Genomic DNA, 15491 nt, shown 5'->3' with positions numbered 1-15491 from the left:
TTATCCTAACGAGAGTAACGACATGGGCGCTATGTACGACAAAATGGTCAATGTTATCGAGCAAAAGGTCACCCCTATTGCTGGTAAGATTGGTCAACAAAAATACATCACTTCTATACGTGACGGCTTTATTGCTGCACTACCTTTTATGATTGTTGGTTCTTTCATGCTGGTGTTTATCTTCCCTCCGTTTTCTGCGGAAACGACTTGGGGATTTGCACGCGCATGGCTAGATTTTTCTGAGACATATCGTGAGCAGCTCATGCTGCCATTCAACTTGAGTATGGGGATCATGACCATATTCATATCGGTGGGGATAGCGTCAAGCTTGGCTCGCCATCACGATCTTGATCCTGTTACGACAGGTTTGCTATCACTCATGAGCTTCCTACTTGTTGCAGCGCCAGTTCAAGACGGCATGCTGTCCATGCAGTACTTCTCTGGTCAAGGTATCTTCACGGCGATCATTACTGCACTGTACTCTACTGAAGTTTACGCATTCCTGAAGCGCAACAACATCACAATCAAGCTTCCACCAGAAGTACCAACAGGTGTTGCGCGTTCATTTGAAATCCTGATCCCTGTACTGGCAATCATCATCACGCTTCATCCTCTAAACCTATTCATCGAAGCGCAAACTGGCATGATCATCCCAGAAGCAATCATGGCTCTTGTTCAACCGCTTGTTTCTGCGTCTGATACGCTACCAGCCGTTCTACTAGCGGTATTGGTTTGTCAGATCCTTTGGTTTGCTGGTATCCACGGTGCACTTATCGTAACCGGTATCATGAACCCATTCTGGATGGCGAACCTTTCGGTTAACCAAGCAGCAATGGCCGCAGGTGAAGCGATTCCGCACATCTTCGTTCAAGGTTTCTGGGATCACTACCTACTAATTGGTGGTGTAGGTTCAACACTTCCACTTGCGTTCCTACTGCTTCGTAGTAAAGCCGTTCACCTACGTACCATTGGTAAGATGGGTGCTGTACCAGGTCTATTTAACATCAACGAGCCCATTCTATTTGGTGCACCAATCATCATGAACCCTGTGTTCTTCCTGCCATTCATCTTGGTACCAATGGTGAACGCGACTCTAGGTTGGTTTGCTCTTGACTGGGGTCTAGTAGAGCGTGTGGTTTCTCTAACGCCTTGGACAACACCAGGACCTATCGGTGCATCGTGGGCAGCTAACTGGGCATTCAGTCCTGTGATCATGTGCTTCATCTGTATGGCTATGTCAGCAATGATGTACCTACCATTCCTAAAAGCTTATGAGAAACAACTTCTTGAGCAAGAAGCAGCGGACGAGAAAAAGCAACAGGAAGCGGCAGGTCAGCCAGTAACAGCATAATCAACCCGTTCTGAGCTATCAGACACTGTTGAAACAAATAATAAAAAAGTCGCCCCCTAGTCTTAATTGGGGTTGAGCGTGGGGCGACACTGTCTACCTTTCGGTAGGCGCCATTTAAGAATTTAAGAGGTAAGTAACATGGAAACTATGGATCTAGAAGAACAAGTCATGGGCATCATCATCAACGCGGGTCAATCTCGCAGCCTATGTTATGAAGCACTTCGCCATGCTAAAAACGGTGAGTTTGAAGAAGCTGAAGGCTTGATGAAAGAAGCGCAAGAGTTTGCAAACCAAGCTCACCTAGTTCAGACCCAGCTTATCGAAGCCGACGAAGGCACGGGTAAAATGAAGATGACGCTAGTGATGGTTCACGCACAAGATCACCTAATGACTTCCATGCTAGCAAAAGAGTTAGTCACGGAAATGATTGAACTGCACAAGCGTACCGCTAAGTAATACGGTCTCACTTTACTTTTTTCAGTTTTTTCGACCATTCAAGGAACGAGTCAGGCACGAAAACGTCTTATAGGAGCGTTTTCAATACATTGGTCGTAGCAGCTTAGTCGTAAAAGCCCAGTCGTGCTCCTTACACTGAGCTGCTTTTTTTCTCACCTTATACCCTCTCATCAGACTTGGAACACTACCTCTGAAAGAGTACAATAACGGAAATCTTGGGAAACGGTTTCCCAGTTCTAGAAACTCTATGAATCTATTAAGGTTGTTGTCATGGCTACTATCACCGACGTCTCTCTGCTAGCAAACGTATCGAAAGCGACCGTTTCTCGCGTGATGAGCGGCAGCCGTGGTGTTAAGCCAGAGAGTCGTGAGGCTGTATTGCGCGCCGCCGAAGAACTTAACTACCGCCCAAATGCCGCTGCGCAAACCCTGGCAAATCAACGCTCCGATTATATTGGCGTGATCCTCTCTTCTAGCGACGCTGGACAAGTGTCTACCTACCTACCTCTACTTGCTAAATCACTGAAAGCGAAAGGCAAACACATGCTGGTTCAATTTGCAGAAACAGCAGACGAGCAAGTTCGTATGGTAGAAGAACTTAATCAAAGGCACTGTGACGCTATCATCTCACTCGGTGGCACGATTAAATCCTTGGCTAACGACAACGTCATTGCCATCGATAGTTTAGCGAGCGCTGAGCATGCTATCGGATACGATTACAAGTTCGCAGCAGAGAGTGCGTGCCGCTTCTTATCGAGTAAAGGTCACGCAAGCATAGCCATCGTCGTGGACGATGAAAGTTACGCGTCGACACAAGTGCTCGAAGGCTATAAAACATCGCTACAAAACTCGGCAATGCCAGTCAATAGACAGCTTATCGTCACAGCGAATGGCAACAATGAACAAGCAATTATGTCACTACTAAACAGCTACCACCCGTTTACGGCCTTGGTAGTAATGCGTGACAGCCAAGCCGCTGTGGCAATGAACCTATTCAGAGATTTCAATTTAGCGACACCTCAAGAAGTCTCGATCGTGTCACTGGAAGATTCACAGTTGGCAAGCCAGCTCAATCCTCCCCTGACCTGCATCAGCTACCCTTCACAGCAGATCGTCGATATGGCTATGGAGAAGTTGGACGCAATTCTGGAAGACAAGCCAGTGTCGAACAAGCCGTTAATTACTGGTCGACTCGTCACTCGTGAATCGGTTATCAATCGTCGTTAGTATGGTGCTCATCGCTAGCAGAGTGTTCATAACCAGCACGCTGCAGAACAACGGGTCTAAGTGCCCGTCTAACCACGATAAAAATCCACCAAATAACGCCAAAGGCCAGTAGCATTCTCAGCGTATAGGTCGCCGTTCTCAGCAATACTGCACTGCGTGATACCGATACCTTTAATTCATAAGGGTATTGTGGCGATACAACGCGATGGCTAAGAATAAAAGTAGACCAAAAACTGTTATCGATATTGACGTGTTCACTTGAATAACGCGGCAGTGACTCTCCCAATAGATACACCTGATAAAAGTAATCGCGAAGCGGGCTCTCTAACCAATGCCCTAGCATTCTACGTGGATTCACATAGGCAAAATATTCCGTATCTCCTACTTGCTGAGCCACAACAAACGATGGCTCTGGGAAGTATGTCGTTAGCAGAGACCAACCAATAAACACACCTTGCTCACTAGTATTGCCTGCCCAATAATTTTTGTTTGATGACACTTCTCCAAACAAGCTGCACGCATACCAGCCCGTTGCGTGGTTTCTTACATAGCCTAGCGCTCGGACTTCCTCTTCGATGTATGCTTTTCGATTGTAGAATCGACGATGTTCTGGTGTGCATCCTTCATGTTTTGGCAGCGACACTACCAAATTCAGAATAGATTCAATTCTGTTGTCGATGCTTGCCAGACTGGCCTCAAGCTCGTTGGCGATATCTTGTTTAATGGTGGCGGTTGCAAGGATATAACTCAAAACACTAAGCAATACAGTGAGCAACAATGAATAGATGACGACTCTCATTTTAGCTCCTGCACCTTCTTAGGCTGCACCTGCTTTTTGCGACAGCCAATCAGTGCAACGGCACCCACTACCATTCCAAACACCAATAACAGCCTTACGATAAAAGTGGTAATCCCTTGTCTATAGAGAGCGGTATCTTTATAGACTGAAATCGAAATAGGAAACAGCAGCGACTCTTTGGTGGTTTTGTAATCTCCAGAAGAGGAGCTATGTTTTTCCAAAAGTGGTGTTTCATCATGCGAGAAGTGAAGGATCCGATGAGTATCCCGAGGCGCTTCTTGTACCCACCATCCCAATATCGCCGTTGGGTTAATTGTTGCAATCGCGACGTTTTCATCTCGATAGAGTGCTAGCGCATAAGAAGTATTACCGTCATGCGTTGGCGAGCGCAACTTAGCAAAACCAATATCCCCTTTTCGTGCTTCATTCCAAAACGAATTATCCAGCGGCTGATTCGTAGCTCCTAGGTTACTACAGAATTGATAGTGATCTGGCTGCTTAGTACCAACAAAAAGGCCGCGCATTGAGACGCTGCGAAATACCGTATGACCAAGCTCTGTCTGCATCGATTTATCGCACTCTGCTAACGGAAACAGATAGTTAGACAATATATGCAACTCTGACTGAATTTGAGTTAGCTGACGCTCGACGCCACTTAGCACTTGCTGTGCTTCTTGATGTGCCTGCTCGCGAAACGTAAAAAACTGATACACACAGCCAATCAGCAGTGTGTAGAGAAAAATATAGAAAATATTGGTGAAGGACTGTTTTAACTGCATTGAATAAATTTGCGCTGAATTTCACCACTGTTATACAGCATCAAATTTTTACGAACCTTATCCCACCTCAAATTTCTAAACATTGTTTATATATATTGCGAGGCGTCATTCAAAATTAAAATAAAATAAAAACCACGCATACATTGAATTAATATTACGTAAAGCAACCATCACGGAATATTCTCATTTAGTCTAAGTATTTATACGAGATGGTGCTCGCTATTTTTCGACCACTTGAAGAAGAGTACCTTTAAGCAGCCGATAACTGATCCAACCCAGTCCCACAATACACATGACACGCAACCAATAGATCCCAGTGCGTTTCAACACATCAACAAACGAAGCTGTCGCTTGAATGGAATAAGGATGATGCTCAGAATGCGCCGTTTCCAGTAACATGCTTTGCATTCTCACTGGTGATCGCGTGTAAAAAGGCACGCAGTCCGAGTCCAAAGTCAGGCTGTAATTTGCATACGCTAGGCTTGGCTCAATCCAGTAACCAAGCACTCTTCTAGGGTTGATGTAAGCGAAAGCTTTCTGCTTCCCTTTATCTTTGGAGACCACAAACGACGTTTCTGGGAAGTGTACCGTCAACAATGAGTGTCCAATAAACACCCCCTCTTTTTTGCTGCCTCGCCAGTAGTTAAGCTTAGAAAGTTGGCGCCCGAACATGCTACACACATACCATTGTTCGCCCGTGTCATAGATATAACCCACCGCACGAATACGCTCGTTTTCATGTGCAATATTGGCGTATTCACGCTTCACTTCATCACCACAATTGGGATCGCTCGGCAGCATGTCGATAACATTGAGGATGTTCTTTATCTCTCTATCTACCCTTGCTGTTGCACCGATCGCGCTCGTCTCCAATTCATGTGTAATTCTAAAATAGGCACCGACTAGGCTCACCAATGCCGATAGCGACATCGCCACCAACCACTTAATCATGACTCACCTCAAAGTCTTGCTCAGGGTTTTCTCTGCGTGTGCTACGACGATAAACGTCAAGCAGCAACAGGCTACCAAATACCAATACTCCGCCTAGTGTAAGCCGCTCAATAAAGGTCAAAAGCTTATCCCAAAGCACAGTAATAGGTTGCGTCACACGAATCATAATTGGGTAACGTTCAGAATAAGTCGACATTTCAATGCCATCGTCTATATCGATACCACGAGACAACAACGCTTCGCCATCGCTAAAAGACAGGACAGCCTTAGTCTGCGGGAAAAATGGTTCAATCCACCAGCCAAGAATAATGCGTGGGTTAATGGCTCCGAGGACAATGGTATTGTCTTTGACAATCGCTAAGGCATAGGAGGGATCGCGTCGATACTCAATTTGCTTAATTTTGGCAAACGCCACATCTCGGCTGTATCTAGCCTCCCAGAATTTCGACGTAACCGCAGCTTTGTGCTGACCAAAATTACTACAAGCGATAAAAGATTCTTCATCGCCGCTTTGCACTGTTCCAACCGCGAGTCCACGTAAGCCTAAGCTTCGAAATACATGATGAGCCAGAACCTTTTGCGCTTCAGTGCTGCAATCCGTCGGTTGATAAACCGACCTCAACTCATTTTCGATCTTTGATAATTGAAATTCAACTTTACTAAGAATGTGGTCGGCGCTACTGCTCAGCTCCTGACGAAACGTCAGTACTTGATAAACACAACCAATAAGCAGCGTATAGAGAAAGATGAAGATCAGATTTTGCCAAGTGCGCTTGGGGAACATGCAATAAAACTACTCACAACCATAGAACCGGCAAATAATAATCGCCAATTCAAGGCTATGTCTTTAATCTGACTCAACCTTTTGAGAGGGCTGTCTCAGTGAGTGAGAATTTAGTGGCACGTAGCTGAATTGTGTGTTCAAAATCGAGAGACAACTTTGTTGAATTGATCGCTATCGACGATACAGAAGCCGTCCTTGCCAATTATTTGGCTTTGTTGCGCAATTCATTTTCGAAGCCGAACAGTCCCATTTAGATTAATTGTCAGCCAATACGGCAAGTCTTTGGCATAACCAAGCCCTGTAAGCTTGTTCAACGCTTTGATCATCGCGTAAGTTTCACCAACTTGTGCGTTGTAATTTCTTAGACTTAGTCGTCCACCAAGCAACTGTTTAACTCGATACATCGCCGTTTCAGATAACGAGCGCTTTTGGTAGCCATAGCGCTTTTTCCAATGCTTGTTCGAACCATATTGCTTTTAACAACCAACTGCTAAATTTCTTGGATGTCCTCTTTCCCAGAATGCTGCCCTCTCTTGGAGGGATCAGAGCCACAGCTCGTCTAATATGGATTGCTAAGTGGCAATCCCTTGTTTCATAAGCACCATCGCCTGATATCTCAAGGATTTTTCGACGTGTTTGCTTAAGCAAATTAGGCAGCACTTCTGCATCAGTCACCGTTGATAAACTCAACTCTGAGGCAATAATTTCGTGCGTACTCGTATCTACTGCGAGATGTAACTTCCGCCACACTCTGCGTTTACCATCCGTGCCATGTTTTTTAACTTTCCACTCGCATTCACCATAAACCTTAAGACCTGTCGCATCGATACGTCTTAAAACTTACATCAACGTCTTTGGCTCGACGACTGATACAGCTGTAATGTGGGCAGCGCAATGGAAGGTGAGCAAGTTGAAACACGGAATCAATAAAGCCTTGCGCAGCGCGAAGCGACATTGAAAAAATACGCTTTACCATTAAAGCGGTTGTGATGGCTAAATCACTGAAAAAACGAGGTCTACCGCGCTTGTTTTGCTTGCCTTGTTTCCACTCTCTTATCGCTTCCTCGTCAACCCAAAGCGTCAGAGAGCCTCGGTTTATGAGAGCTTGATTGTATTGCTTCCAGTTGCTTGTTTTGTAACAAGGTTTCGACATGAGACTACAGACTTCAGTGAATATAACCGATCAGATCGTAAGCTTTGGATTTAGTTCCATGATTTACGCAACAAAGTAGACTTTAAGGAGCCCTTTTATTATCGAATGCAATCATATTGCTCCCGCTTTTCATTAATAAAAAGCATGATAAACATAAAAGCAATCACAAAATAAATTGCACTATAATTTCCAAAGTTTGATTTTTTTTCTTCTAAATATTGCTCCAAACTAAAAATCTGCTCTCCCTCAATGTTCAGAGACATCATTTCTCCACCATTTACATTTATGTGGGACTTAACCAAGTCACCTTCTTTGATTTTTTTTAAAGCAAATTCACAATTAAAAGCTCCTCCAATATGAGCAAATAGTGAAACGCCATTCTCCTTTGCGATAAGTTCAAGCTTGTCGCTTGTACGATTCTTTGACGCACATTGAACCTTATCAACCTTAAATGAAACCAATTTGGCTTTGTCTTTAATTTCAGCAATATAATCATATGGTTCCGTAAACCAAAGTTGCTTAGTCCCTAATACTAAAAACAATACAGTGCCAAATAAAAAGCACGTTAGCTTGATATTCATAGAGTAAAAAATCCGAAATTAATAATTTTTAAGCGTATTAGCATCATTAATGGCATTAATAGCATCCATAGTATTTCCCGTACCATTGTACAAGTTCAAAGTTGATACTCCTGCTCCACCAGCTGAAAAAGTTGATATGTCAATAATTGTACCTGCCGCATTATGTGGGTTTTCGATAAATGGAAATGCCGCTCTAGCATCAGGATGAGACAAAACATCTCCTAGGTATTGTTGGATTGTGGTCATGTTATTTCCATTAACTAACGCCTTAGTTTGATCTACCCCATAGGCTATCATAGGCCCGCCTAATATACAGCCTTTGACAGTCATACAAGCGGCCGCACCACCAATTACTGAGCCTCCTGCTGCTAATGTTTTAGATGGATTGTTATATGCAATTCTTGCTGCATTAGCGGCACCCTCTGCTGTTGTTGTTAGAGCATTGCTAATTGAGTTTCCTAAATCAGACAACGCCCCTTCAATGTTGCCTCTAATTTGTGCAGCTCCATCCACAATACTTCTAAGCCACTTAGCTAACGGGGCAGCAGGCGAATCAAACTTAGGATGATTAGCATCATTATAAGCTTTCATGAATGCTGCCGTCATAGCACCATTCGCAAATTTCCCACCTGTAAATTGACTTACTGTACCGCCAACTACTGCTGCGGATACAACTCTTGCTTCAGTATCTTTGAAAGTTGCATCAATTTTACCACCAGCCATGCTAGTTACGCCTGCCGCGGCAAATCCATGTCCAAACTTTCCACCTGAGAGTACACTACTGATGCCCCCTGCCATTCCACGTATAGCACCTTTAGCGAATATATTCGTTATTTTGCTGCCGGCTATTATATCACCGGCCCCATAAAATAATGCGCCACTAAATGCACCTACTATGGCACCTTTCAACGAGCCTGTCATTACATAGCCACTCATTGCTCCGCCAGCAATTGCCCAAGCGAGTCCTGCTCCAGCGGTCATTGCACTAATTCCAATTTGAACAATTGTCTTCCAATGCTTTTTAATAAACTTACCCAGTTTCTTGAAGAAGTATCCTGAAGGGTCTGTGTAAGACATTGGATTATTCAACACATAACTATAGCGGTTATAGTTCTGTGAGTTCAACGGTGCCTGAATATGCGGGTCAGCCTGTAAGAATCGACCCAATATTGGATCGTAGATCCTACCGTTCATATGAATTATATCTAAATGACTGACATGTTCATGCCCAGTGTAACCTTTAGAGTTTGCCGGAGAAACATAAGTACCAAATACACTGTTTTCGAATGCTGCAGTTTGCTTTCCCCATGGATCGTAGATAAATTGCTGAACCACAGTTCCCGATTTATTGGTGATGGACGTTGTTGAGCCTTGGTGATCTTTGTGCAAATAAAAAATGTCACTTGAGCTATTTGACCGCTTGGTGATGACGGCATTACCAACGAAGAATTTATGTTCAGTCAGGTTACTTTTACCACCACCAGTCCTTACAACTTTTTCGTACAATCCACCGACATAAGTCGTAAAGTAATGGGTCAGCTTACCGTTTTCGATTTTTTGGTCTACTCGAGCGTAGCGGCGTCGTTCTGCGTCATAAGAGAATGTAGAGTACTCGCTACCTTTCGAAATACGCGATACTTTATTAAAAGCATTATAAGTAAATGTCCTCGCCCCATCAGACGTAACATTACCATTTCTATCATAATCAAAACTATAGCTCGCTTTTTTCACACGCGTACAGTTACTACCAACTAATGACCAACCGGGAGATCAAGCGTAACTGATCGGCTTGACCAGTGTTCGCTTACATGAACTGCCCGATAAAGACCAGCCTGTATTGCAAGAGTAGTGTGTATGTTTCGTCGCGTTTTTAGTTACTGTTCGACTACATAGTGTTCCAGAGAGAGACCAGCCAGTATCACATTGATATGACGTTTCTTTTATTTTATCCGCACTGACAGTGCACTCCCAAATTCGATTGCCCCCCCAACCGGCAGGCTCACCGCCAGTACACCTATAACCGGGATGTGTCGGCATTCTTGGAGACATCACAATTTCTGTTTTTTCACAATTAGGCTCGGCATAGCCCGCAGGACAACTTTCCGTTACTACTGTCTTCGCACTTTTGTTTTCAGTTTTTCGGCACGAGTTTCCCGAGCGACTATACCCAGCAGGGCAACTGTAAGTGTAGGATTTATCCGCTACTTTGGCTTCATTTTTTATACAATTGGTACCCGACAATTGATAGCCAGACGGGCAAGACTTACTCGCTGGTTTGGACTCCGTGATATTACAGACACCATCGCTACAAATATCTAACAGCTTAAAAGGGTTCTGAGAATCATAGTTATAAGTGCCGACACCACTCTTAAAGGTAAGATTGCCAAAGTCATCGTACGAGAACTTCTGATACTGACGATACTCAGAAGGTAGCTTTGCCGCTCCAGATGAAATGGTTATCTTTCTGGACTCCATTCTATACATGTCATCATAGCCATAATCTTCTTGATAGGTAACAGTGGCAGAACTAAGCTTAATATCACGCCACGTTAGGTTTCCCTGGCTATCAAACTGATAGTTTAGCTCATGAAGTAAACCTCCCTTGTTGAGCTGAATATTGTTTATACGACCAGTATCTAAATCAAATCCAGACGTCTGAGAAACACCGTTCCCATAATGTACATTCGTTATCTGGCCTCTTGCGTCCATACTTTTTATCGTTTGATATGGCTCACCAGAGACTTTATCATCTAGCTTGAAAAGATAACCTTGACTGTTATATCTGTGTCTTACTGACAACTCTCTATCAGGGTATACCACTTCACTAACGCGACCGTTAGAGTCATATACATAGCTGATTTGATGACGCTCATTACCTACATGGGTGTAGACATGCTCTTTGCGACCTTTATCGTCATAGTGGTATTGAATGCGGTGTTGAAAATTTGGAGCACTACAGATTTGATTTTGAGCGCTATACTGGCGCGTCTCAGTAAGCAACCCTGCATCTCTACTTGTAGGGCTTCCATAAATCCAACATGAAGTTCCACTTGAATCCCAACGCCTTACTTGACGACCTAATTTATCGTATTCAATTTCTGTCGACAGTCCTTTGGCGTCTGTTTGTCGTTTTAGTTCTCCAAACGCATTGTATTCGTAGCTCCACTTTCCTTGATCCAAATCTTCGGTCGCTATCTTGCGTCCAAAGCTATCGTAAGTCGACGATGTCCTGAGTAACTCTCGACCATTTCCAGAAATATAAACTTTTATTAAATTTCCATATGCGTCATAAACATAATCTAGGCTGTTGCTTCGGTTATCACTAACTCGAACTACTTCACCTAGTGCATTTTTGAAACTCGTAGTTTGGTGTCCTAAACTATCTTGCGCTAGTGTCTCTAAACCATAATAGTAACTGTAAGCCGTTGAACCGTCAGGATTGACTTGGCTCGACAAGCGAGAAAACTCATCATAGGTTAGCTCGGTATGATAACGACTTTTCTCCAAATAGCTTGGTTCAAACTGTTTTGTCACTCTACCTTGATTATCATATTCAACCGAAGTCGTGATCCATTTATTAGCAGCAAAACCTTGTTTCTGACTAGCGATACGACGCCCAAACTTATCAGTGTATTCACGCACTATAGGACTACCTTTACGACTAACAGTGCTAACAATATAAGCGTCACTCACATTATTGCAGCCTGTAGTTGAACACTGTTCATAGTCGTAATGAGTTGCGACTCCATCGGTGCTTAGGGTTTGCTTTTTGCGCCCCCAAAGGTCAGTTATGGCGATGGTGCTTCTCTTGTTAGCATCTTCCACGCGAACTCGTGTAATTATTCCTTTAACTTGATCCGCTGCCTGCTCGTTATAAAAGTATCGCTTTGTTTCTCCTAGTGCATTGGTCTCAGAGTGAAGATAACGTCCATTTTCACCAAAGAATTTGTGTATTGTTCTGGTTTGCACCTCTTTACCATTTAATGTTGTTGCGGCAGTTAAACTGGTTTTTGTATTATTACCATATTTGTCGTAAGCATATTGCGTAGTCATTTTATATTGACTATTATTGGGCTCGACGGTTGAAGAAACCAATACACCATCCGGTATCGTTGAATGGCCCAAGGCATAAGAAAAGACACTCGTACGACTCAAAGTTGGCACTATTTCTCGCTGGCCAAATCGAGATTTAGACACAGTTGTTTTTGACAAACGTCCCTTCTCAGCACCGCCACCTTCACCTAGATACTCGTTATACGTTGTTGTTTGAGATACTAGCGCACCCTGTGAACTATCAAACACAGAAACATCAATGCTCTCTGCATTTCCGAATTCATCATAGGCATATTCTGAAAGTATTCTTGAAATATAGCGAAGAGTGCCATTCGAGCCAACTTGATTGGTAATTTCCTCCGCACTTGCGAGCGTCACTTGCTTTGAAGCTGATGCATCAACGGAATTTCGAACATTGTATACATTTTTTGAATGCTTGATAACTTGCCCGTCTTTAGTTTGCAATGTTGTTTTAGGAATGCCTATTAAAGGGAATGTTTGGTGATAGGTGGTTTCACTTATTACACCACTCTGTCTATCTATTGTTCTCAATAACTCAAAGCCAAGCATTCCGCGCCCTAAACGGTTCATTGCAAATCCACCATATTCGTAGGCGATAGAGACTTTATCTGCATCACTGACGTACGTAGATACAGACTTTACAACTGAAATCGGAGCAATAAAAGAGAGGTTTCCTCTATTTGATTCAGCACTAGAGTACTGAGTCTTGTATACGTCTGGCTCACCATTTACTTCTGTTGTTAACTTAGAGTATTCAATTTGCGTCACAACACCGTAACCATCGGTGAGAGTGTGTACTGTGTGATCGAACTTATTTGCATTAGCTAATGCCAAGTACCAACGAGAGTTTTTATACACATATAGGTCTAGGGAACCATTACCATAAGTATCTGCAAATTGGAGTAACGCTCCTTGAGGTATGTTCAGTGAACCTCTAAATTGCCAGTATATTCCCCCCTGATTACCCAATGGATGGGACATATATATGCTATATCGAGAGGATCCTGTTGGCGTAAGGATATCAACTCGACCATCTTGATTTAAATCGACAAAAATAGTTTGTAGTCTTTTATCTACACTGGTGGGTATTCCTGTATCGATACTCTCCGTATAACCCACGCCCGTCGCAAGTTTGGCGTACCATCTATTGTTACTTGGATAAAGTATATCAACGAGACCATCACCGTTAACATCCGCTATTCTTACAAACGAATCTTCACTAGCCCCGAACAGGTTTCCTTTGTCTGAATAGGCTCCACCTTCTGCAACTAGAAGCTTATATGTATGGGTAGTATATTCTCTCCAGACTCCACCAAGATCTCCCACGCATTCACTGTAAGAGCCAACAACAGTGGAAGGAATGTTGCTATCGCCAACTTTACAATAAGCTCCCCTTGTAGACACTTTAACGAGAAGATCCGTTCTACCATCTCCGTTAGAGTCGAATGCTGCGGTGGTTTTTAAGTTTGCTGCTGCGTTCGCGACATCCTTGTCAAACGATGGCTCTTCATTTTCAGAGAAAGTAAATAACGTGCTAGCGGGTGCAAAAGAGCCACCTAGGTTTTTATACCAATTAAGATTTAGGCCATCGAAAAATATAATGTCTTCAAGACCATCACCATCTTGATCAGCTACCACCACCCCCTTTTCTAATCCAGTCGCTTTTCTGTTCAGCGGTACCTCACTATAGGTCACGTTCCTCTTCAAAGGTAAACACAGAGTTCCCCCACTCGCCTCTACTTCACAAATTTCAGAGGACACTGTGGACGGTTTCAAAGTAATTACGTACCAATCACTGTTGGATGAATTTGCTACCAGAAGATCACGATGTCCATCTCCATCGTAATTAATCGTTCGAGCATATTGTTTTTTACTGACACCAATATGACCTAACGTCTGCTTATCACCTGTATCAAGGTCTGCCATTACCCAGCGTGATTGTTCAGCAAAAATCATCTCCCCCCTACCGTCACCATCAATGTCAAAGAACTGTGTTGAACTAGAATTGCTAGTAGGCAGATTAGTCATAGTTTGTGACTTGAAAGGTACGTAAAGCGCATCGCTGTCGACGATGGTGACCAACTCACCAGTTCTTTCATCTATGACTTCTTTGGTCTTACTCTCAGGTTTGGCTGCGGGTTTAGTCCAATCAAACTGAACCTGAGTCGAACACGATTGTTGAGAACTCGCTACACACTTTTTGATATTTAGCAGGTAAGTTTTTTCTTCAATAACATTCGATGATTGATATTGAAAAAAATACTTATATTGAGTCACACCATCGACCTGAATGACTATCGAGTCTAGTAAGCTCGCCATAGCGATATTTCGCCCAGCGACGTAACCCGAAATAGGCTTTGGGTTATTTTTGTAGTTAAAAATCACTTGACGATATGGTTTGGAATCTGCCGCTGATATATGTCCACCATAAGAAATTCCACTGAGATAATGCTCACCTAATATGTCATCTAAATAATACTGATAGCTAATATAGTTTCCAAACGGGTCAACCGTTGCTTTGATACCCCAATTTAACGCGACTTCACCGGAATCAGTTTGTACTGGAAATATTGCACGATGGTCATAAGATGATTGAGATGCTGAGAGATATAGGTCTTGAGAATCGAAACTTGATTGCTCGCCATAATAATGAACATCTCCATCTTTGGTCTCAACTTTAAAGGCACTCGGCCCACCACCTTGGGTCTGGCCTAGGACTGTTACTACAGAATAGTCATCAATCTCCTTGCGATAAGTCGACCAAGGCGAGCCGTAAACACCAGAAGTTAGAATTAGGCGCTGTCCATCCAAACAGAAGCGATCACTCTCAGTGAGGTCAACACCAACTAATTGATTGTCCGTGGCAAAAGTTTGTTGGCAGCGGGTTATGATAGACCCAGCATTAATCGTTACACCAACACCCAACCTGCCAGTTTTTAATGATGAATTATAGCCAATTGAAATATTCGGTTTAATCCCGCCCCTAGCAGTAGGAGTTTCTATAGGAAGAGTATACGTCGCAGCACCACTTTCATTGACTCGAAATTGACCTTTCAATGCGATTGTACTTGCTAACAACTGAGTGGATAGTGTTAATAAACTCACTAACAAAAAACTGCGACAAGGCGAAACCATCAATATATCCTTATAAAACATGGCTGTTGAATTATTATTTTCGCCACTATAAAGGATTAATCCAATGATTAACAACAGCACTGCTACATTAAAATTACACTTCTCTTTTATACGGGTGGGAATCATTACTTTATCACGAGCCAAGTCACATAATATTGTAATTCCACCCTTTATTTCACATCATGGCCATTCTAATTTAGG

Annotated in this window: 10 protein-coding genes and 1 pseudogene; 3 read left to right on the top strand and 8 right to left on the bottom strand. The window is 43.1% G+C overall.

Features of this window, described 5'->3' with window-relative positions; all coding sequences use genetic code 11:
• Positions 1–22 precede the first annotated feature (22 nt).
• The 3 genes from AAA946_RS17300 (at position 23) to AAA946_RS17290 (ending at position 3034) form a co-directional block, all read left to right on the top strand.
• Positions 23–1351: a PTS sugar transporter subunit IIC gene (locus AAA946_RS17300; RefSeq protein ID WP_338166036.1), complete on the top strand. Its 1329-nt coding sequence runs from the start codon at positions 23–25 to the stop codon at positions 1349–1351.
• A 147-nt stretch (positions 1352–1498) separates the two neighbouring features.
• Positions 1499–1807 (top strand): PTS N,N'-diacetylchitobiose transporter subunit IIA, encoded by a 309-nt coding sequence (gene chbA, locus AAA946_RS17295; protein WP_338167195.1) that lies wholly within the window; start codon positions 1499–1501, stop codon positions 1805–1807.
• 270 nt (positions 1808–2077) lie between these two features.
• Complete coding sequence (locus AAA946_RS17290; protein ID WP_338166035.1) at positions 2078–3034, top strand: LacI family DNA-binding transcriptional regulator; 957 nt, start codon at positions 2078–2080, stop codon at positions 3032–3034.
• Here the strand turns inward: AAA946_RS17290 and AAA946_RS17285 are convergent.
• The 8 genes and pseudogenes from AAA946_RS17285 to AAA946_RS17250 all read right to left on the bottom strand — a co-directional run bounded on the left by AAA946_RS17285 (position 3021) and on the right by AAA946_RS17250 (position 15416).
• Positions 3021–3833, bottom strand: coding sequence for a hypothetical protein (locus tag AAA946_RS17285; RefSeq protein ID WP_338166034.1), 813 nt, complete (start codon positions 3831–3833; stop codon positions 3021–3023). The two genes, AAA946_RS17290 and AAA946_RS17285, sit on opposite strands and share 14 nt — an antisense overlap.
• Positions 3830–4612, bottom strand: coding sequence for a hypothetical protein (locus AAA946_RS17280; protein WP_338166033.1), 783 nt, complete (start codon positions 4610–4612; stop codon positions 3830–3832). Before AAA946_RS17280 ends, AAA946_RS17285 begins: the two co-directional genes overlap by 4 nt.
• Positions 4613–4831: 219 nt before the next feature.
• A complete protein-coding gene (locus tag AAA946_RS17275; protein ID WP_338166032.1) occupies positions 4832–5563 on the bottom strand; it encodes a hypothetical protein in 732 nt (243 codons plus the stop codon).
• Positions 5556–6347, bottom strand: a complete 792-nt coding sequence (locus AAA946_RS17270; RefSeq protein WP_338166031.1) for a hypothetical protein — start codon at positions 6345–6347, stop codon at positions 5556–5558. Before AAA946_RS17270 ends, AAA946_RS17275 begins: the two co-directional genes overlap by 8 nt.
• A 262-nt stretch (positions 6348–6609) precedes the next feature.
• Positions 6610–7500: pseudogene (locus AAA946_RS17265) on the bottom strand (IS5 family transposase).
• A gap of 98 nt (positions 7501–7598) precedes the next feature.
• The gene (locus tag AAA946_RS17260) at positions 7599–8081 is read right to left on the bottom strand and encodes a hypothetical protein (protein WP_338166030.1); all 483 of its coding nucleotides are present in this window, start codon (positions 8079–8081) and stop codon (positions 7599–7601) included.
• Positions 8082–8099: 18 nt separating this feature from the next.
• Positions 8100–9812, bottom strand: a complete 1713-nt coding sequence (locus tag AAA946_RS17255) for an RHS repeat-associated core domain-containing protein (RefSeq protein WP_338166029.1) — start codon at positions 9810–9812, stop codon at positions 8100–8102.
• 39 nt (positions 9813–9851) lie between these two features.
• On the bottom strand, positions 9852–15416 hold the full coding sequence (locus AAA946_RS17250) for an FG-GAP-like repeat-containing protein (RefSeq protein ID WP_338166028.1): 5565 nt from the start codon (positions 15414–15416) through the stop codon (positions 9852–9854).
• Between the last annotated feature and the right edge of the window lie 75 nt (positions 15417–15491).

This window comes from Vibrio sp. 10N (genome assembly GCF_036245475.1).
GTDB lineage: Bacteria > Pseudomonadota > Gammaproteobacteria > Enterobacterales > Vibrionaceae > Vibrio.
The sequence above is the reverse complement of the archived record's forward strand: the minus strand, read 5'-3'. Positions and strand labels throughout refer to the sequence as shown.